Source organism: Micromonospora sp. NPDC051543 (assembly GCF_044454415.1).
Classification (GTDB): domain Bacteria; phylum Actinomycetota; class Actinomycetes; order Mycobacteriales; family Micromonosporaceae; genus Micromonospora.
This window is the reverse complement of record NZ_JBITDT010000016.1, coordinates 106,502-126,364: the sequence shown is the minus strand read 5'-3', so window position 1 is coordinate 126,364 and position 19,863 is coordinate 106,502. Positions and strand designations below refer to the sequence as shown.

The 19,863-nt window shown below is 70.9% G+C and carries 11 protein-coding genes and 1 pseudogene; 8 read left to right on the top strand and 4 right to left on the bottom strand.

Going from position 1 to position 19,863, the window contains the following annotated elements:
• Window positions 1-70: 70 nt before the first annotated feature.
• Window positions 71-544 (bottom strand): methylmalonyl-CoA epimerase, encoded by a 474-nt coding sequence (gene mce, locus ACIA3K_RS26030; RefSeq protein WP_396804288.1) that lies wholly within the window; start codon window positions 542-544, stop codon window positions 71-73.
• A gap of 62 nt (window positions 545-606) precedes the next feature.
• Between mce and ACIA3K_RS26025 the strand changes: the two genes are divergently transcribed.
• The 6 genes and pseudogenes from ACIA3K_RS26025 to ACIA3K_RS26000 all read left to right on the top strand — a co-directional run.
• The gene (locus ACIA3K_RS26025) at window positions 607-1,791 is read left to right on the top strand and encodes an acetyl-CoA C-acetyltransferase (protein ID WP_396804287.1); all 1,185 of its coding nucleotides are present in this window, start codon (window positions 607-609) and stop codon (window positions 1,789-1,791) included.
• Entirely contained in the window at window positions 1,788-2,792 is a 1,005-nt protein-coding gene (meaB, locus tag ACIA3K_RS26020) for a methylmalonyl Co-A mutase-associated GTPase MeaB (RefSeq protein ID WP_396804286.1), read from the top strand. Before ACIA3K_RS26025 ends, meaB begins: the two co-directional genes overlap by 4 nt.
• Window positions 2,793-2,937: 145 nt before the next feature.
• Window positions 2,938-3,351 (top strand): Asp23/Gls24 family envelope stress response protein, encoded by a 414-nt coding sequence (locus ACIA3K_RS26015; protein WP_396804285.1) that lies wholly within the window; start codon window positions 2,938-2,940, stop codon window positions 3,349-3,351.
• Between the two features lie 106 nt (window positions 3,352-3,457).
• Window positions 3,458-5,146 (top strand): methylmalonyl-CoA mutase, encoded by a 1,689-nt coding sequence (locus ACIA3K_RS26010; RefSeq protein WP_396804284.1) that lies wholly within the window; start codon window positions 3,458-3,460, stop codon window positions 5,144-5,146.
• A 201-nt stretch (window positions 5,147-5,347) separates the two neighbouring features.
• Window positions 5,348-6,268: a tetratricopeptide repeat protein gene (locus tag ACIA3K_RS26005; protein WP_396804283.1), complete on the top strand. Its 921-nt coding sequence runs from the start codon at window positions 5,348-5,350 to the stop codon at window positions 6,266-6,268.
• Between the two features lie 83 nt (window positions 6,269-6,351).
• Window positions 6,352-7,521 (top strand): annotated as a pseudogene (locus ACIA3K_RS26000) (arginase family protein); the annotation flags it as partial.
• 512 nt (window positions 7,522-8,033) lie between these two features.
• On the opposite strand, the gene ACIA3K_RS25995 reads toward ACIA3K_RS26000, so the two are convergent.
• The gene (locus tag ACIA3K_RS25995; RefSeq protein WP_396804282.1) at window positions 8,034-9,998 is read right to left on the bottom strand and encodes a penicillin-binding transpeptidase domain-containing protein; all 1,965 of its coding nucleotides are present in this window, start codon (window positions 9,996-9,998) and stop codon (window positions 8,034-8,036) included.
• Between the two features lie 286 nt (window positions 9,999-10,284).
• On the opposite strand from ACIA3K_RS25995, the gene ACIA3K_RS25990 reads away from it, so the two are divergent.
• Window positions 10,285-15,366 carry an NAD-glutamate dehydrogenase gene (locus ACIA3K_RS25990; protein ID WP_396804281.1) on the top strand — a complete coding sequence of 1,694 codons (5,082 nt, stop codon included), beginning with the start codon at window positions 10,285-10,287 and terminating at the stop codon, window positions 15,364-15,366.
• A 71-nt stretch (window positions 15,367-15,437) separates the two neighbouring features.
• On the opposite strand, the gene ACIA3K_RS25985 is transcribed toward ACIA3K_RS25990, so the two are convergent.
• A complete protein-coding gene (locus ACIA3K_RS25985) occupies window positions 15,438-16,127 on the bottom strand; it encodes a class F sortase (protein WP_396804280.1) in 690 nt (229 codons plus the stop codon).
• 1 nt (window position 16,128) lies between these two features.
• The gene (locus ACIA3K_RS25980) at window positions 16,129-17,379 is read right to left on the bottom strand and encodes a hypothetical protein (RefSeq protein ID WP_396804279.1); all 1,251 of its coding nucleotides are present in this window, start codon (window positions 17,377-17,379) and stop codon (window positions 16,129-16,131) included.
• Between the two features lie 590 nt (window positions 17,380-17,969).
• Here ACIA3K_RS25980 and ACIA3K_RS25975 point away from each other — a divergent pair.
• Complete coding sequence (locus ACIA3K_RS25975) at window positions 17,970-19,778, top strand: glycoside hydrolase family 6 protein (protein WP_396804278.1); 1,809 nt, start codon at window positions 17,970-17,972, stop codon at window positions 19,776-19,778.
• The last annotated feature ends 85 nt before the right edge of the window (window positions 19,779-19,863 follow it).

The window sequence follows — 19,863 nt, the reverse complement described above, 5'->3', positions numbered from 1 at the left end:
TGGCGTCATCTTGGGGCCCGGAGATGACGCCAACCTCTTGATCAACAGGAGTGGGCGACGGGGGCCGCCGTCAGTGCGTCGCGGCGGGTTGGACCAGTTCGACCAGGACGCCGCCCGCGTCCTTCGGGTGGACGAAGTTGATCCGGCTGTCCGCGGTGCCGCGCCGCGGCTCGTCGTAGAGCAGCCGCATCCCCCGCTCGCGCAGCGCCGCGCAGGCCACGTCGATGTTCGCCACGGTGTACGCGACCTGCTGCACGCCCGGCCCGTTGCGATCCAGGAACTTCGCGATCGTCGACTCCGGGCTGAGCGGGGCGAGCAACTGCACGCAGCCGCCCTCGACGGTCGGCCCGACGGCCAGCATCGCTTCCCGTACGCCCTGTTCGGCGTTGGTCTCGACGTGTACGCAGCGCATCCCGAAGGTCCGCTGGTAGAAGTCGATCGCGGCGTCCAGGTCGGCGACGGCGATGCCGACGTGGTCGATCTTGCGAAGTCCGATGTCTGTGACGTAGTCCGCACCGGGCTCGACGGGGGAGTTCTCTGTCATGGCGCTAGTCTGGCCGAACCATCGTTCAGGCGTACAGCTCGGCACCCCCCTCGGAGGCAGGCATGGCTTCGGTGATCGTCAGCGGCGCGCGGACCCCCATGGGCCGGCTGCTGGGCAACCTCAAGGATCTCCCGGCCACCAAGCTCGGCGGGATCGCCATCAAGGCCGCCCTGGAGCGGGCGGGGGTCAGCCCCGACCAGGTCCAGTACGTGATCATGGGCCAGGTGCTCCAGGCCGGCGCCGGTCAGATCCCGGCCCGGCAGGCGGCGGTCGAGGCCGGCGTACCGATGTCCGTGCCGGCGTTGACCATCAACAAGGTCTGCCTGTCCGGCCTGGACGCGATCGCCCTCGCCGACCAGCTCATCCGGGCCGGCGAGTTCGACATCGTGGTGGCCGGCGGGATGGAGTCGATGACCAACGCCCCGCACCTGCTGATGGGTCAGCGCACCGGCTACAAGTACGGCGACGTGGTGGTCAAGGACCACATGGCGCACGACGGGCTCAGCGACGCCTGGGACTGCTGTTCCATGGGCGAGTCGACCGAGCGGCTCGGCACGCGGCACGGCATCACGCGCGAGGAGCAGGACGCGTTCGCCGCGACCAGCCACCAGCGGGCCGCCGCCGCGCAGAAGAACGGCCACTTCGCCGAGGAGATCACCCCGGTGCTGATCCCGCAGCGCAAGGGTGACCCGTTGGTGATCAGCGACGACGAGGGCATCCGGCCGGACACCACCGCGGAGTCGCTGGCCAAGCTGCGGCCCGCCTTCACCAAGGACGGCACCATCACCGCCGGCAGTTCCTCGCCGATCTCCGACGGCGCCGCCGCGGTGGTCGTGATGAGCAAGGCCAAGGCCATCGAGCTGGGCCTGACCTGGCTGGCGGAGGTCGGCGCGCACGGCAACGTGGCCGGCCCGGACAACTCCCTGCACTCGCAGCCGTCGAACGCGATCAACCACGCCCTCAAGAAGGGCGGCCTGAGCATCGAGGACCTGGACCTCATCGAGATCAACGAGGCCTTCGCGCAGGTCGGCATCCAGTCCACGCGTGACCTCGGCATCAGCCCGGACAAGGTCAACGTCAACGGCGGCGCGATCGCCCTGGGGCACCCGATCGGCATGTCCGGCGCGCGTCTCGTACTCACTCTCGCCCTGGAGCTGAAGCGGCGCGGCGGTGGCACCGGCGCGGCGGCGCTGTGTGGCGGCGGTGGCCAGGGTGACGCCCTGATCATCCACGTTCCGGCACAGTGAGCGAGGCGACCGGGCAGGCTCCGGCGGCGGGCGCCACGTCGGTGCGCCGCAGCCGGGACGTGCCGCTGCTGGTCGAGCGGGCCCGCACCGGTGACCCCCGGGCGGTGGCCCGCCTGATCACCCTCGTGGAGAACGGCGACGCGCTGTTGCCGGCGATCGCCGCCGCGCTGGCGCCGTACGCCGGGCAGGCCCAGGTGGTCGGGCTGACCGGCTCGCCCGGGGTGGGCAAGTCGACCACCACCAACGAGCTGGTCCGCGCGCTGCGGGCGCGGGGCCATCGGGTGGGCGTGTTGGCGGTCGACCCGTCCAGCCCGTTCACCGGCGGGGCGATCCTCGGCGACCGGGTGCGGATGCAGGACCACGCCACCGACCCGGGTGTCTACATCCGGTCGATGTCCAGCCGGGGCCATCTCGGCGGGCTGGCGGCGGCGACGCCGCAGGCGGTCCGGGTGCTGGAGGGCGCGGGCTGCGACGTGGTGCTGGTGGAGACCGTCGGCGTCGGGCAGGCCGAGGTGGAGGTGGCCTCGCTGGCCGACACCACGCTGGTGCTGCTCGCCCCGGGTATGGGCGACGCGATCCAGGCCGTCAAGGCCGGCATTCTGGAGATCGCCGACGTGTTCGTGGTCAACAAGGCCGACCGGGACGGCGTCGACGCCACGGTCCGCGACATCCAGGGCATGATCGCGCTCGGCGAGCGCGGGCCGGGGCAGTGGCGGCCGCAGGTGGTCCGCTCGGTCGCGGCCCGGGGCGAGGGCATCGACGACATCGCCGCCGCCATCGACAAGCACCGCGGTTGGCTGGTAGAGCACGGCGAGCTGCGTCGCCGGCAGGAGGCGCGGGCCGCCGCCGAGATCGAGGCCATCGCGCTCGGCGCCCTCCGCGCCAGGATCGGCTCACTGCGCGACGGTACGGAGTTGAGCACGCTCGCCGCCAAGGTCGCCGAGGGCGCGATCGACCCGTACGCGGCGGCGGACGAGTTGCTCGCCCAACTGGCGAACTGACCCGGCGCCACGGCCGCGCGATGCGCGCGCCTGGACGCGAAGCGCCCTCCGGTTTTAGTAGGCTCGCGGCCGGCAGCGAGCTGCCACGCGGCGGACCGCCGATCAGGTCGGTCCAGAGTGCACCGGGACCAGGGGAGACGTGAGCATGACGGACGCGGTGGAGAACGCCGGCACGACGCAGCCGACGACGGGCGTGGCCCGGGGTGTGACGTCGGTGTCCGACGAGGTGGTGGAGAAGATCGCCGGTGCGGCCGCTCGCGCGGTTCCCGGTGTCGCCGACCTCGGCGGTGACGTGGCCCGGTTCTTCAACAGCGTGCTCGACAAGGTCGGCCTGGACGAGGTGGGCGACGCCCGCCGGGGCGTCTCGGCCGACGTGAAGGGCACCTCGGCCGTCGTCAACGTGGTCCTGGTGATCGACGCCGGTTCCGTCGTGGCCGACGTGACCGAGGCGGTGCGGGCCGCGGTCATCGAGGCGGTGGAGAAGTACGGCCTGTCGGTCACGCAGGTCAACGTCACGGTGGACGACATCGAGATGAACCAGCCGGGCGCCGCCGTCTGACCGTGGACTGCCTGGTTACCCGCCGGTACGACGTGACTTAGCGATCGTTCAGGCAAGGGCTCTACACTCGGTGTGCTGGTCGAGGAATCGAGGAGGAGCCCCGCGCATGGACGCCGACGAGATCGCCGCCGGACGGGCACGCTGGCAGGCCCGGTACGACTCCGCGCGCAAGCGGGACGCCGACTTCACCACGCTCTCCGGGATGACGGTCGATCCGGTCTACGGGCCGCCCGAGGGGACCTCCTACCCGGGCTTCGAGCGCATCGGCTGGCCGGGCGAGTACCCGTACACCCGGGGTCTGTATCCCACCGGCTACCGCGGTCGGACCTGGACGATCCGGCAGTTCGCCGGCTTCGGCAACGCCCAGCAGACCAACGAGCGCTACAAGATGATCCTCGGCGCCGGCGGGGGCGGCCTCTCGGTCGCGTTCGACATGCCGACGCTGATGGGCCGCGACTCGGACGACCCGCAGTCGCTCGGCGAGGTCGGGCACTGCGGCGTCGCCATCGACACCGCCACCGACATGGAGGCGCTCTTCGACGGCATCGACCTGGCCGGCGTCACCACCTCGATGACGATCTCCGGCCCGGCCGTGCCGGTGTTCTGCATGTACCTGGTCGCCGCCGAGCGGCAGGGCGCCGACCTGTCCACGCTGGACGGCACGTTGCAGACCGACATCTTCAAGGAGTACATCGCGCAGAAGGAGTGGCTGTTCGACCCCGAGCCGCACCTGCGCCTGATCGGCGACCTGATGGAGTACTGCGCGGCCGAGATCCCGCGCTACAAGCCGCTGTCGGTCTCCGGCTACCACATCCGCGAGGCCGGCTCGACCGCCGCGCAGGAGCTGGCGTACACCCTCGCCGACGGCTTCGGCTACGTCGAGCTGGGTCTCTCGCGCGGGCTCGACGTGAACGTGTTCGCCCCCGGGCTGAGCTTCTTCTTCGACTCGCACCTCGACTTCTTCGAGGAGATCGCCAAGTTCCGCGCCGCCCGCCGGATCTGGGCCCGCTGGCTGCGCGAGGTCTACGGCGCGACCAGCGAGAAGGCGCTGTGGCTGCGCTTTCACACGCAGACCGCCGGAGTGTCGCTGACCGCGCAGCAACCGGTCAACAACGTCGTGCGTACGGCCGTCGAGGCGCTCGCCGCGGTGCTCGGCGGCACCAACTCGCTGCACACCAACGCCCTGGACGAGACCCTCGCGCTGCCCACCGACGAGTCCGCCGAGATCGCCCTGCGGACGCAGCAGGTGCTGATGGAGGAGACCGGCGTGGTCAACGTGGCCGACCCGCTCGGCGGCTCCTGGTACGTCGAGGCGCTGACCGACAAGATCGAGGCTGAGGCGGAGGAGATCTTCGCCCGCATCCGCCAGCTCGGCGGGGAGGGTCCGCACCAGATCGGTCCGATGACCTCGGGCATCCTGCGCGGCATCGAGGACGGCTGGTTCACCGGACACATCGCCGAGTCGGCGTTCGTCTACCAGCAGGCCCTGGAGAAGGGCGACAAGAAGATCGTCGGCGTCAACCGCCACACCGGCACGGTCGCCAAGGAACTGGAGATCCTGCGCATCTCGCACGAGGTGGAGCTGGAGCAGCGCCGGGTGCTCGCCGAGCGCAAGAGCGCGCGGGACGAGGCCGCGGTGCGCGCGGCGGTGACCCGGATGGTCGAGGTCAGCCGCACCGACGGCAACATGATCCCCGCCATGCTCGACGCCGTCCGCGCCGAGGCCACGCTGGGCGAGATCTGTGACGCCCTGAGAGCCGAGTGGGGCACCTACCGCGAACCCGCCCGCTTCTGACCCCCCGGCCCCTCACCCCGTCGATCTTGCGGTTTCTGTCGCGGCATAAGCCGCAAAAGTGACATAGCGGCAACCGAAAGTGCAAGATCGGCGAGGCGGGGAACGGGGGGCCGTTTCGCGTTGTCCGATAGGCGTGAGAGTTGCGACGTTGGAGTTGTGGGTGAGCCGGGAATGCGGGCCCACGTGCGAGACTAGGTAACCATGAGCGACCCACGGATCACCTCGTCGATCTTCACCCGCGGCGCGGTCGACCTCAGCACGCTGCGTGGCCCCGCACCAGCCGGTACCCGCCCCGGCGCACCCCCGCAGGGCGGCCCGTCCGCCGGCACACCGGGTGCACCGACCGCCGACAACGCCTCCATCGTCGACGTCACCGAAGCGACCATCCAGTCCGCGGTGCTCGAGCAGTCGATGGCCATGCCCGTCATCGTCTTCTTCGGCGCGGCCGGCTTCCCCGAGAGCGACGAGTTCGCCCCGGTGCTCGAGCGGCTGGCAGCGGAGGGCGGCGGCACCTGGTTGCTGGCCCGGGTCGACGTGCAGGAAAACCCGCGGATCGCCCAGATGTTCCGGGTCCAGGGCGTCCCGACGGTCTACGCGGTCGTCGGCGGCCAGCCGATCGACGCCTTCTCCGGTGTGGTGCCCGAGGCCCAGCTCCGCCAGTGGATCCAGGCCGTTCTCAAGGCCGGCGGCGTGACCGTCGCCGAGCCGGAGGACCCGCGCCTCGACGAGGCGGACGACGCGCTCATGAGCGGCGACCTGGACGCCGCCGAGCAGGCGTACCGCAAGATCCTCGCCGACGCCCCCGCGGACGCCGCGGCCACGGCGGGCCTCGCCCAGGTCGGCGTGGCACGCCGGGTGGCGGGCGCCGACCCGGCCGCCGCGCTGGCCGCCGCCGAGACCGCCCCCGACGACGTCGCGGCCCAACTGCTGGCCGCCGACATCGAGGTGCTCAGCGGGCTGGCCGAGCAGGCGTACGCCCGCCTCGTCGGCCTGGTCCGGCGCACCGCCGGCGAGGACCGCGAGACGGTCCGCCAGCACCTCGTGTCGCTCTTCTCCATCGCCGGCCCGGACGATCCGGCGGTCGCCTCGGCCCGTAGGGCACTGGCCAGCGCCCTGTTCTGAGTCCGCAGCACGACTGTGAGTGCGTAGTACGCCAGCGCGGGCCGGCGTTCGCCGGCCCGCCCGACCACCGGGGACGGGAGCTCATGATGCGCCGGATCGCCGTCCTCGACGCGCCGACAAACCTCGGCCTGCGACCGCCGACGTCCACCTCCGTGCCGGGCTGCGCCAAGGCGCCCGGCGCGCTGCGCGACCACGACCTGCTGGCCCGGCTGCGGGCCCGCGACGCCGGGTGCCTCACCGCACCCCGGTACGACCCCGGTGACTGGCGACCCGGGGACGGTGTGTGCCACGCCCGGGAGATCGCCGACTACTCGCTCGCGCTCGCCGAGCGGATCGGCTCGATCATCGACCGGGGCGAGTTCCCGGTGGTGCTGGGCGGCGACTGTTCCGTGCTGCTCGGTTCCGCGCTCGCCATGCACCGCCTCGGTGAGGCGGTCGGCGGGCGGATCGGACTGGTCTTCGTCGACGGGCACTCCGACTTCCGGCACCCCGGCAACGCCTCCTACGTCGGCGCGGCCGCCGGGGAGGACCTGGCCCTGGTCACCGGGCGCGGGCAGGCCGACCTGGCCGCGTTGGAGGGTCGCCGGCCGTACTTCCGCGACATCGACGTGGTGGTGCTCGGCATCCGTGCGCAGGACGAGTACCGCCTCGACCTCCAGGCCGCCGGCATCACCACCCGCCCCGTCCCCGCGCTGCGCGCCGAGGGCGCCGCCCGGACGGCCCAGTGGGCACACGAGCAGCTCGCCGACTGTGCGGGCTACTGGGTGCACATCGACGTCGACGTTCTCGACCCAGCGGTGATGCCGGCCGTCGACGCCCCCGACCCGGGCGGCATCGCCTTCGCCGAACTGGAGATCCTGCTCGCCGGCCTGGTCGACACACCACACTGCCTCGGCGTCGAACTGACCGTCTTCGACCCCGACTACGACCCGGACGGCTCGTACGCCGCCGAGATCGTCAACACCGTGGTCGCCGGTCTGGCACCCGTCAGCGCCCCGGAGGCGATGCCGCCGCGGCTGCTCTCGCCCCGGCCCACGCCCGCCGCGCGACGTGCCACCGAGCGGACGACCGCCGCCGGACGGTTCGACCGTGCCGAGCGCCACGGCGGGCCCGCCGGGTTTGATCGTGCCGCGGGGGTGCCGGGGTCTGCCGGCCCTGATCGCGGTGCGGGCACCGTGGCGGACACCGCCCGGTTCGATGAGTTCGACGGCGAGGGCCTCGACGAGGATGACACCTCGGGCGCGGCCTCTCCCGGCCTCGGCTCCTCCCGCATCCCGGTGTCGAGGAGTGAGGCGGCCGACGAGGTCACTGCGGAAGCCGAGCCAGGCGTGATCCGCGACCGGTCCCCGTCCGAGCCGTCGGGCCTTGCGGCGCCGTCGGGCCTCGCGGCGCAGATCGCGGGTTCGGCCGAGTCGTCGGGCCTTGCGGCGTCGTCGGGCCTTGCGGCGCAGGTTGCGGGCACGGTCGAGCCGTCGGGCCTTGCGGCGCAGATCGCGGGTTCGGTCGAGCCGTCGGGCCTTGCGGCGCAGATCGCGGCCACGGCCGAGCGGGAGCCGGTCGGTCCGCCCGCGTCGGCCGGCCCGGGTCTGCTGCGGCGGCCCTCCCCGCCGGCCCAGAACGCACCCGAAGGGCCCCAGACCGACACCGCCTGACCCGCTCGCGGCCACCCGACCCGTGATCCACTCGGTATCAGCGAAACCGGGGTGTCCGGACGGCTTGGACGCCCCGGTTTCAGCGAAACCGAGTGGATCACGGGTCGGGTGGGTCAGGAGGTGGGGAGCGCGCGGAGGAAGCGTTCGGCGATCGGGACGGCCGAGGCGGTGCTGGCGCCGCCCTTCTCCACGAACACGGCGAACGCGACGTCACCCCGCCAGCCCACGAACCAGGCGTGCGTGTGGGCCGGGTTGTCGTCGAACTCGGCGGTGCCGGTCTTGCCGTACACCTCGCCGCCCGGAACGTCCTTGAGCGCGCTGGCGGTGCCGGTGGTGACCACCTCGCGCATCATCGTGCGCAGCGCCGTCACGGACTCGGGCTTGAGCTGCTCGCCGGGCGGGGCCGGCTTGGCCGGCGCCGGGTCGACCAGCAGTTTCGGCTGCTCGAAGCGGCCCCGGGCGACGGCCGCCGTGGCACCGGCCATGGCCAGGGGGCTGACCAGCGTGGTGCCCTGGCCGAACGACGCGGCGGCCTGCTCGGCGGGGCTGCCGCCGGTGGAGACCTTGCCGGTGAAGGCATCCACGCCGAGGTCCCACTGCCCCTCCAGCCCCAGGGACCGGCCGGCGGCGGCCAGCCCGTCGCCGCCGAGCTTCGGCGCCAGCGAGGCGAAGGCCGTGTTGCAGGACTTCGCGAAGTCGGTGCGGAACGGCACCGAGCCCAACTCGAAGTTGTCCGAGTTCTTGAAGGACCGGCCGTCGACGGTGAAGGTCTTCTTGCACTCCACCGGGCCGTCCAGAGTGACCGCCCCCCGGTCCAGCAGGCCCAGCGCGCTCACCATCTTGAAGGTGGAGCCCGGCGGCACCTGTGCGCCGAACGCCAGGTTCTCGCCGGCCGGGCCGGGACCGTTCGCGGCGGCGAGTACCGCGCCGTCGCTGACCCGTACCGCGACCAGCGCGGAGCGACGCGGCTCCGCGCGCAGTGCCCCGTCGGCCGCGTTCTGGGTGGCCACGTCCAGGGTGGTCTTCAGCGCCTGGCCCGGCTGGGGTTCGCGGCGGAACAACTCGGTGCCGGTGGGGGCGAGCTTGCCGTCCTCGGTGGGCCGCTCGACCAGGACGGTCAGCCCGGGGGCGCCGCGCAACCGCTCGTCGTAGCGGCCCTGCAGGCCACCGTGTCCGACGAGGTCGCCGGCGACGTACCTGTCGGGGTGGGCGGCGAGGTCGTCGGCCTGCGCCTGGTCGACCGTGCCGAGCAGCGCGCGGGCGAACTCCCGGGTGGGTGCGAGGTCGAGCTTGTCGGAGATGAACTTCGTGCCGGGCAGGTCGTAGATGCGAGGTTTGATCTGCTTGTACGCGTCCTCGCGTAGCGTCACCACCTCGACGAACGCGCCCGGATCGGCCTCGGCCACCCGCTTGGGAAGGTCGGCCAGGTCGACGCCGGGGACCAGAGCCGGACGGATCGCCTTGAAGGCGGCGTCGAGATCCTTGACCAGCTTCTTGATGTCGGTGACCTGGTTGGGCTGCACGCCCACCCGCACGATCGGCCGCGGTGACACGATCGGCGTGCCCGCCGCGTCCAGCACGCCGGCACGCGGGCCGGCATCGCGGCGCAGCGCCAGCCGGTCGCCCCTGGTGAGCTGCTCGTGCAGGACCCGCGGCTCCCACATCACCCGCCACTGGTCGTCGTCGCCCTGGATGAGCCGCAGCTCCCGGTCGTACGTCCAGTGGGTCTGGCCCGGCAGCGTCCAGTCCACCCTGATGGTGGTGGTCGCGATGTTCTTGGTGACCTTCGGCTCGCCCTGCCGGGTCAGAGCGGGCGGGGTGGTCGCCAGCTCGCCGGACAGCTCCTTGATCTCCTTGCTCACCTCGGCCGCCGGTGTCTTCGCGCCGGTCGAGTCGACCATGGCGACCGCCTGCAGGTCGCCGCTGCGCCAACCGGCGAGGAAGGCGTCGGCGGTGCGCTCCGGGCCGTCGTCTCCGGAGCACGCCGCCAGCACACCGGCGGTGAGCAGGGACGCGGTGAGCGCGGCCACCCGGCGAGCGCGGTTCGACCGGTTTGGGCGGGGGTAGGACAAGGTCATGAAGCGGTCCTTCCGATCTCGTGCTGCTCTGCACGGTAGTACGCGAACGCTGTCCCCAACGTCCCGGGAAGTCCTCGACGTGCGGAAAGACGGACCGGGCCGGTGTGATGAACATCGCGCGGCGGGGTATCCCGCAACCGGCCAACCTCGGACCCGCAACGGGTGAAAGGACGAAGTCCCGATCCGGACGTCCCGCCAGTGGTCCGCCGACGAAGGCGGCAAACGGCAGGCCTAGGCTGGGCGGCAGAGTGACCCACAACGCGGTGGGTCGAGGGGAGTGGCACCGATGGACCGGCGTCCGGCGATCAAACCGGAACCCGACCTCCGACCGGATGACTCCGGGCGGGACGAGGACAGCTTCGATTCGGCGACCGACGGGGACGGCTACGGCCGGCTCGACACCGGCGTCACAGGGCTGACCGGGTCGAGCATCGACACCATCTACGATCTGGGTCTGCCCACCGAGGCGTTGACCGACGACGTGGAGGACGCGGAGCTCGACGAACCCGTACCCAACGCGGAGCGGCTGGTGGCCCAGGCCGTCGCGCTCGCCGGGGACGACCATGACGCGGCGACCCTGGTCGGCCGTTTCTGGCGGTTCGCCCCGGACGAGGAGCTGGTCGGCTTCACGGCGGAGGAGATGCTCGACGCGGCCCGGGCGCACCGGGACCTCGCGCAGCAGCGGGTGCCCGGCGAGTTGAAGCTGCGCATCCACGAGCCGCACGCCGACCAGCACCACACCGTCGTCGAGATCGTCACCGACGACATGCCGTTCCTGGTCGACTCGGTGACCGCGCTGCTCAACTCGTACCACCTGGACGTACACCTGCTGGTACACCCGCTGGTGGTGGTCCGGCGCGAGCCGCTGGGCCAGCTCACCGAGGTCTCGGCGGACGTGGAACCGGACGACGCGATCGCCGGTGACATCGTCGAGAGCTGGATGCGGATCGAGATCGACCCGGTCCGGGACGCGGCCGAGCGGGACCGGTTGCGGCGTGAGCTGCAACGGGTGCTCACCGACGTACGGGAGGCCGTGGAGGACTGGCCGAAGATGCGTCAGCGGGCCCTCGCGCTCGCCGACGAGCTGGCCTCGGCCCGTACCTCGGAGAACCGCCCGCCCGTGCCGGAGAAGGACATCACCGACTCGGTGGAGCTGCTGCGCTGGCTCGCGCACGACCACTTCACGTTCCTCGGCTACCGCGAGTACCGCCTGGTCGACGCCCCCGACGGAAACCGCGCGGACCCGGTGGACGGCAAGGCCCTCGAAGCGGTGCTCGGCACCGGGCTGGGCATCCTGCGCTCGGACTCCCCGGATGCCCGGTCGCTGGCCTCGATGACGCCCGAGGCACACGAGAAGGTGCTGGAGAAGCGCCTCCTCATCATCACCAAGGCCAACTCGCGGGCCACCGTGCACCGCTCGGCGTACCTGGACTACATCGGCTTCAAGATCTTCAACGAGGCCGGCGAGGTCATCGGCGAGCGACGTTTCCTGGGGCTGTTCTCCACCGCCGCGTACCGGACCAGCGTCCGGGAGCTGCCGGTGGTGCGACGCAAGGTCGCCGAGGTGCTCGACCGTTCCGGCCTGAGCCGGCGCAGCCACTCCGGCAAGGACCTGCTCCAGATCCTGGAGACCTACCCGCGCGACGAGCTGTTCCAGATCAAGACCGACGACCTGTACCACGCGGTGATCGGCGTGCTGCGGATGGCGGGCCGCCGGCAGTTGCGGGTGTTCCTGCGCCGCGACGCGTACGGGCGGTTCATCTCCTGTCTGATCTACCTCCCCCGCGACCGGTTCACGACGCAGAACCGGCTGCGCATGCAGGACATCCTGCTGCGCGAGCTCAACGGTGTCGGGGTGGACTACACGACCCGGGTCACCGAGTCGATGCTCGCCCGGATCCACTTCATCGTCCGTACCGACCCGACCCGGCCGCCCGGCGAGATCGACGCCGACCTCTTGGCCGAGGAGCTGGCCGACGCGACCCGACTCTGGGACGACGACTACCGGCTGGTGCTGGAGCGCAAGCTCGGCGACGAGCAGGCCAAGCACCTGTTCACCCGGTACGCCGACGCGTTCCCGGAGGGCTACAAGGACGGGCACACGCCGTACGAGGCGATGAAGGACCTGGCCAAGCTGGAGCTGCTGGAGGAGCCCGGCCAGCTCGAGATGCACCTGTTCCGCAAGCAGCTCGCGCCCCGGCCGGGCACCCGCGTACCGGGCGCCGACCTGATCGACGACATGAACGTGCGGTTCAAGGTCTACCGGTACGGGGAGCCGATGATGCTCTCCGCCGTGCTGCCCGTGCTGCACTCGCTCGGCGTACGGGTGGTCGACGAGCACCCGTACGAGGTGGACCGGATCGACGGTCGGGTCTACCTGTACGACTTCGGCCTGATGCTGCCCGAGGGGCACCACGAGCTGGCCGAGGTCCGTCCGCACGTGGAGAACGCGTTCGCGGCGGCCTGGCGCGGCGAGGCCGAGGTGGACCGGTTCAACGAGTTGGTGCTGCGCGCCGGACTGACCTGGCGACAGGTGGTGGTGCTGCGGGCGTACGCGAAGTATCTGCGGCAGGCCGGCACGGTCTTCTCGCAGGACTACATGGAGCAGACCTTCATCGCGTACCCGAAGCTCGCCAGCCTGTTGGTGGAGCTGTTCGAGACCCGGTTCGCGCCGGGTGACCTGAGCGCCGAGCAGCGGCAGCAGCGCAGCGGCGAGCTGGTGGAGACCATCCGGGGCGCGCTGGACGACGTGGCGAGCCTCGACCAGGACCGGATCCTGCGCTCGTACCTGACGCTGATCGAGGCGACCCTGCGGACCAGCTTCTACCAGAAGCCGGTCGGCGGGCGGCCGAAGGCGTACGTGGCGTTCAAGCTGGATCCGCAGGCCATCCCGGACCTGCCAGCGCCCCGACCGAAGTTCGAGATCTTCGTGTACTCGCCCCGGTTCGAGGGCGTGCACCTGCGGTTCGGGCCGGTGGCCCGGGGCGGGTTGCGCTGGTCCGACCGTCGGGAGGACTTCCGGACCGAGGTGCTGGGCCTGGTCAAGGCGCAGATGGTGAAGAACACGGTGATCGTGCCGGTGGGCGCCAAGGGCGGCTTCGTGCTGAAGCAGAAGCCGGGGGACCGGGACGAGGCGGTCGCCTGCTACCAGGAGTTCGTCGGCGCGATGCTCGACGTCACCGACAACATCGTCAGCGGGCAGATCGTGCCGCCCGACGACGTGGTCCGGCACGACGGCGACGACCCGTACCTGGTGGTCGCGGCGGACAAGGGCACGGCGACGTTCTCGGACATCGCCAACGAGATCTCGCTGGCGCACAACTTCTGGATGGGCGACGCGTTCGCCTCCGGCGGTTCGGCCGGGTACGACCACAAGAAGATGGGCATCACCGCCCGTGGCGCCTGGGAGTCCGTGAAGCGGCACTTCCGGGAGCTGGGCCTGGACACCCAGACCCAGGACTTCACGGTGGTGGGCGTCGGCGACATGTCCGGCGACGTGTTCGGCAACGGGATGCTGCTCTCCGAGCACATCCGGCTGGTGGCCGCGTTCGACCACCGGCACATCTTCCTGGACCCGGACCCGGACGCCGCCACCTCGTACGCGGAGCGTAGGCGGCTGTTCGACCTGCCCCGCTCCTCCTGGGAGGACTACAACGAGGAGCTGATCTCGGCCGGGGGCGGCATCTTCCCGCGTACCGCGAAGTCGATTCCGGTCACGCCGCAGGTCCGGGCGGCGATCGGCCTCGACGACGACGTCACGCAGATCTCGCCGCAGGACCTGATGAAGGCGATCGTCACCGCTGAAGTGGACCTGTTCTGGAACGGCGGCATCGGCACGTACGTCAAGGCCTCCAGCCAGACCAACGCCGAGGTGGGCGACAAGTCCAACGACGCGATCCGGGTGGACGGGCGGAGCCTGCGCTGCCGGGTGGCGGGCGAGGGCGGCAACCTGGGCTGGACCCAGCTCGGTCGGATCGAGTACGCGCTGACCGGTGGTCGGATCTACACCGACTTCATCGACAACGCGGCCGGTGTGGACACCTCCGACCACGAGGTGAACATCAAGATCCTGCTGAACACCGCGGTGGCCGACGGCGAGCTGACCACCGCCGAGCGGGACGAGCTGTTGGCCGGGATGACCGACGAGGTCGCCGAGCTGGTGCTGCGCGACAACTACGACCAGGCTCGGGCGATCAACAACGCCCAGGCGCAGGCGGCGTCGCTGCTCCCGGTGCATCGTCGGATGATCAACGAGTTGGAGCGGTCCGGCGCGTTGGACCGGTCGCTGGAGGCGCTGCCGCCGGACGAGGAGCTGGCGGTACGCAGCGAGTCCGGGCTGACCGCGCCGGAGTTCGCCGTGCTGCTCGCGTACGTGAAGATCGTCCTTGAGCGGGAGATCCTCACCGACGGGTTGGCCGACGAGGAGTGGACGTCCGAGGTCCTGGTCAACTACTTCCCGACGCCCATGCGTGAGCGGTTCGCCGACCGGATGGGCCGGCACCGGCTGCGGCGCGACATCGTCACCACCGTGCTGGTCAACGAGGCGATCAACCGGGGCGGCATCTCGTTCGTCTTCCGGGTCGTCGAGGAGACCGCCGCCAGCGCCGCCGACGTGATCCGGGCGTACGTGGTGGTCCGTGAGGTGTTCGGACTGCGTGACCTCTGGGACGCGGTGGAGGCGCTGGACAACAAGGTCTCGCCGGAGTTGCAGACCAGCGTCTACCTGGACACCCGTCGGCTGCTCGACCGGGCCGTGCGCTGGCTGGTCACCAACCGGCGCTCGCCGATCGACGTGCCCACCGAGATCGCCCGGCTGCGCGACGGGGTGGCCCGGCTCCTGCCGGGTCTGGAGGAGCTGTTCTACGGCGGCGAGCGGCAGGCCATCGCGGCGCACATCGACTCGATGACCGAGCGTGGGCTGCCCCGCGACCTGGCGGAGCAGGCGACCAGGCTGATGTACAGCTTCGGTCTGCTGGACGTGGTGGAGACGGCGACGCGTAGCCGACGGGACGTCGGCGAGGTGGCCTCGGTCTACTTCGTGCTCTCCGACCTGTTCCGGGTGGATTCGCTGCTGTCGAAGATCTCCCTGCTGCCACGGGAGGACCGCTGGCAGACCCTCGCGCGGATGGCGCTGCGCTACGACCTGTACGCCGCGTTGGCCGCGCTCACCGCCGAGGTGCTCGACTCCACCGGGGACGAGTTGCCGCCGCACGAGCGGGTGCAGCAGTGGGAGCAGTCGAACGCCACGTCGATCCACCGCGCTCGCCAGGCGATGGGGGAGTTCGACGAGTCGCGGGCGGATCTCGCTGCACTGTCCGTGCTGCTACGCCAGATCCGCACCCTGGTTCGGACCTCCGCCGCCGTCTGAGTCGCTACGCCGGACGCGGTCCGGCCGGTCGGGTCATCCCGACCGGCCGGACCGCTTGGTGTACCGGTCGGTCACGCCGCCAGGGTGGCGAAGACGACCACGTTGTCGGGGTAACTGCGCACGGTCTCGTCGAACTGGCCGCCGCACGTCACCACCCGCAGGCCAGGCCGGTCGTTCGGCCCGTACACCAGCTCCGTGGGGAAGGACGTCTTCGGGTACGACTTCACCGAGTCGACCCGGAACGTCGCCGGCTGACCATCCGCCCGCCGCACGGTGATCGTGTCACCGGGCACGAGCGCGCCGAGGTCGAAGAAGACGGCCGGGCCGAGCTTCGCCGAGTCCACGTGCCCGACGATGACCGCGTTACCGGTCTCACCGGGGCTGGCGCCCGGCTCGTACCAACCGGCCTGGTCGGCCTGCTCAAGCGGGGGGACCTGGACGGTGCCGTCCGGGTTGGTGCCGAGCGACATGATCGTCGCGTCGACGCCGATCCGGGGGATCTCGATGGTGGTCGGAGCGGACCGGGTCAGAGCGGTCGGCGCGGCTTCACCCTCGACGGGCGGGATGTCGCTGTCGGGGACCGCCGACCCGGTGACCTCGGGGCCGGCCTGGGCCAGCGGCTGTGGGGGTCGGGGAGCGGGTGTGTTCTGCAACGAGGCGCCGATCATCCCCGCGCCGATCATGGCGAGAGTGACGACGACGGCCGCGCCGGCGGCGCGCCACGGTCTCCCGTGACGGCCGCCGGCCGGTGTCGCCGTCACGTCAGGCGAGCGAACCATCGGTCCGCCGACGACGCATCAGCACGATCCCGCCGAGCGCGGCAGCGCCGAGCAGGCTCGCGCCGCCGGTGGCCAGGCCACGGTCGGTTCCGGTGCTGACGCCGCCGTCACCACCGTCGACCCCGCCGTGGGGCAGGACGACCAGTTCGCCCTCGCCGCACGAGCCCTTGAGCTCGTAGCGACCCGGCTTGGCGTCCTTGTCGACCTTGGCCTCGCCGTAGTAGACGAACTCGCGCTCGTCGTCGCGGCCGCCCTTGTCCCAGCCCTTGTCCGAGCCGTAGCCGCTGTCCTCGGACTCGTGGCCCTTGGACTCCCAGCCCTTGTCCGAGCCGTAGCCGTTGTCCTCGGAGTCGTGGCCCTTGGACTCCCAGCTCTTGTCGGAGCCGTACTCGTCGTCGGAGCCGTAGCCGTTGTCCTCGGAGTCGTGGCCCTTGGACTCCCAGCCCTTGTCCGAGCCGTACTCGTCGTCGGAGCCGTAGCCGCTGTCCTCGGAGTCGTGGCCCTTGGACTCCCAGCCCTTGTCCGAGCCGTACTCGTCGTCCGAGCCGTAGTCGTGGCCCTTGGACTCCCAGTCCTTCTTGTCCTCGTCCTTGGACTCCCAGTCCTTCTTGTCCTCGTCCTTGGACTCCCAGTCCTTCTTGCCTTCGTCCTTGGACTCCCAGTCCTTCTTGCCCTCGTCGTCCTGGGCGTCCTGGCCGTGCTCCTCGCCCTTCCAGTCCTTGCTGTCCTCGTCCTCAACGGCGTCGGCGGCAGCGCCACCGCCCTGGCCGCCGGGCTGGGCGTCGCCGTGCTCGCCCTTGCCCTTGTCGTCCTTGCCCTTGTCGTCCTTGCCTTCGTCGCCCTTGCCTTCGTGGTCCTTGCCCTTGTCGTCCTTGCCGTGCTCGTCCTTGCCCTCGTCGTCCTTGCCGTGCTCGTCCTTGCCCTTGTCGTCGTGGTCGTAGGAGTCGTCCTCCTCGCTCCACTCGCCGCGGTCCTCGCCTCGGTCGTCGCGCGCCGGCTTGAGCTTGACCTTGCCGGTGACCTTGGACCACACGTAGGCGTGCTCCTGGCGATCCGGGCAGATCTCGAGGAGCTTGACCTCGTCGCCGGCCTTCACGATGTGCGGCTTGGCGTAGACCTTGCCGTCCTCGTCGTGGTGACCGTCAGCGAACGCGATCCCCGGCGCGAACACCAGGAGGGACGCGCCACCGAGGGCGGCGCCCGCAACGACCTTCCCGAGCATCTTCTTAGCCATGACCTGCGTCACTCCATCCCTGTTGTCCTGAGCCCGGCGACAACCGAGCTAAGACCGACGTTAGACCGTTTCATGACCTATGAAGTGAAAGATTCGCGTTTTGACCTTTGCTGGTGGTAAGAGGCGAAGGAGTGATACGCGGCTTTCTCTGCCCGCCGTGCCACGCCGGGCGCTCAGCGCCCGGCCGGGTCGGTCGCGGCATTCCCGACCCACCGCGCGCTAGCAGTCGGGCTCGACCGATAACAGACGGCTGGTGCTGCCCGCGCCACCTCGGGGGTATCGTCCGAGTTGAGGGCGGCGGCGCATCGAGCCATTGCCATGGAAGCGCTCCCATGTAAGAATCGGCGCACGCGGTTCGGGGGAGCCACACCGCGCAGGCGGGGCGTCGAGGGCATCCGGTTCACCGGACGACAACCGGCCGCCGATCGGTCGGCCACGCGCCGGCCAATCACCACCAACCACCACCGCCCGTCCGGGTCGGGCACCCCCCAAAGAATCCCGTGGCGCCGGAGGCCGTCCGTGCAGGACGCCCGCCGGGCCGTCTCGCCGGGCCGTACGCGGGCCCGGTCTCGCCCAAGGAGATCAGTGGCATGAATGTGTGGAGAAGGCTGTCCGGCCCCCGCCGGACCCTCGCGCTCGCCGGCGCGGGCGTTCTGGTCGCCGGCGGGCTGGTGACGATCCCGGTCACCGCGGCGCAGGCCGCGACGCAGTGCGACATCGCGTACACGACCAATGACTGGCAGGGTGGCTTCACCGCCAACATCACCATCAAGAACCTCGGCGACCCGGTCAACGGTTGGACGCTGGGCTGGACCTTCCCCAACTCCAGCCAGCGCGTGCAGCAGGGCTGGTCGGCCACGTACACCCAGTCCGGCAGCCAGGTCACCGCTCGCAGCATGTCCTACAACGGCACCCTCGCGACCGGCGCCTCGACGACCCTCGGGTTCAACGGAGCGTGGAGCGGCAGCAACCCGAAGCCGACCTCGTTCACCCTGAACGGTGTGGTCTGCAACGGTGGCACCGGCAACCCGACCACCCCGCCGCCCACCACGCCTCCGCCGACCACGCCGCCGCCCACCACTCCTCCCCCCACGACCCCGCCGCCCACGACGGGGCCGCCGCCGACCACCCCGCCCCCCGGTGTGAAGGTCGACAACCCGTACGCCGGTGTGCCCGGGTACGTGAACCCGGAGTGGAAGGCCAAGGCGGACGCCGAGCCCGGCGGTAGCCGCGTCTCGAACAACCCCACCGCCGTGTGGCTGGACCGGATCGCCGCGATCAACGGCACGCCGAACAGCAGCTCCAACGGCGCCTTCGGGGTGAAGGACCACCTGGACGAGGCGCTGCGCCAGGGCGCCGGTTACATCCAGTTCGTCATCTACAACCTGCCCGGCCGCGACTGCTCGGCGCTCGCCTCCAACGGTGAGCTGGGCCCGGACGAGCTGCCCCGGTACAAGTCCGAGTACATCGACCCGATCGCCGCGATCCAGGGCGACTCGAAGTACCGGAACATCCGGATCATCAACATCATCGAGATCGACTCGCTGCCGAACCTGGTGACCAACACGTCCGGCCAGGCCGGCGGCACGGTCATGTGTGACACGGTCAAGGCCAACGGCGCGTACGTCAACGGTGTCGGCTACGCCCTCGCCAAGCTGGGCGCGATCGGCAACGTCTACAACTACATCGACGCCGGGCACCACGGCTGGCTCGGTTGGGACAGCAACTTCAACCCGTCCGCCGAGATCCTGAAGACCGCGGCTGTCGCGTCCGGCAGCACGGTCAACAACGTGCACGGCTTCATCACCAACACCGCCAACTACTCGGCGCTCACGGAGCCGTACTTCAAGGTCACCGACAACGTGAACGGCCAGACGGTCCGGCAGTCCAAGTGGATCGACTGGAACTACTACGTCGACGAGCTGTCCTTCGCCCAGGCGTTCCGGACCAAGCTGGTGTCGTTGGGCTTCAACTCCAACATCGGCATGCTGATCGACACGTCCCGCAACGGCTGGGGCGGCGCCAACCGGCCCACCGGCCCGGGCGCGACGACCAGCGTCGACACGTACGTCAACGGTGGCCGGGTCGACCGCCGGGCGCACGCCGGTAACTGGTGCAACCAGGCCGGCGCGGGTCTCGGCGAGCGGCCGCGGGCGAACCCGGCGACGGGCATCGACGCCTACGTCTGGGTGAAGCCTCCGGGTGAGTCGGACGGCTCCAGCTCGGAGATCCCGAACAACGAGGGCAAGGGCTTCGACCGGATGTGCGACCCGACGTACGGCGGTAACGCCCGCAACGGCAACAACCCGACCGGGGCGCTGGGGAACGCGCCGATCTCCGGAGCGTGGTTCTCGGCTCAGTTCCGGGAGCTGATGCAGAACGCCTACCCGGCGCTCTGATCGGGTAGCTCACGCGCCAACCCGCCTCCGGCAGTAGGTGAGGCACTGCCGGGGGCAGGTTTCCCCGGGGTCCCCGGTCCGACCA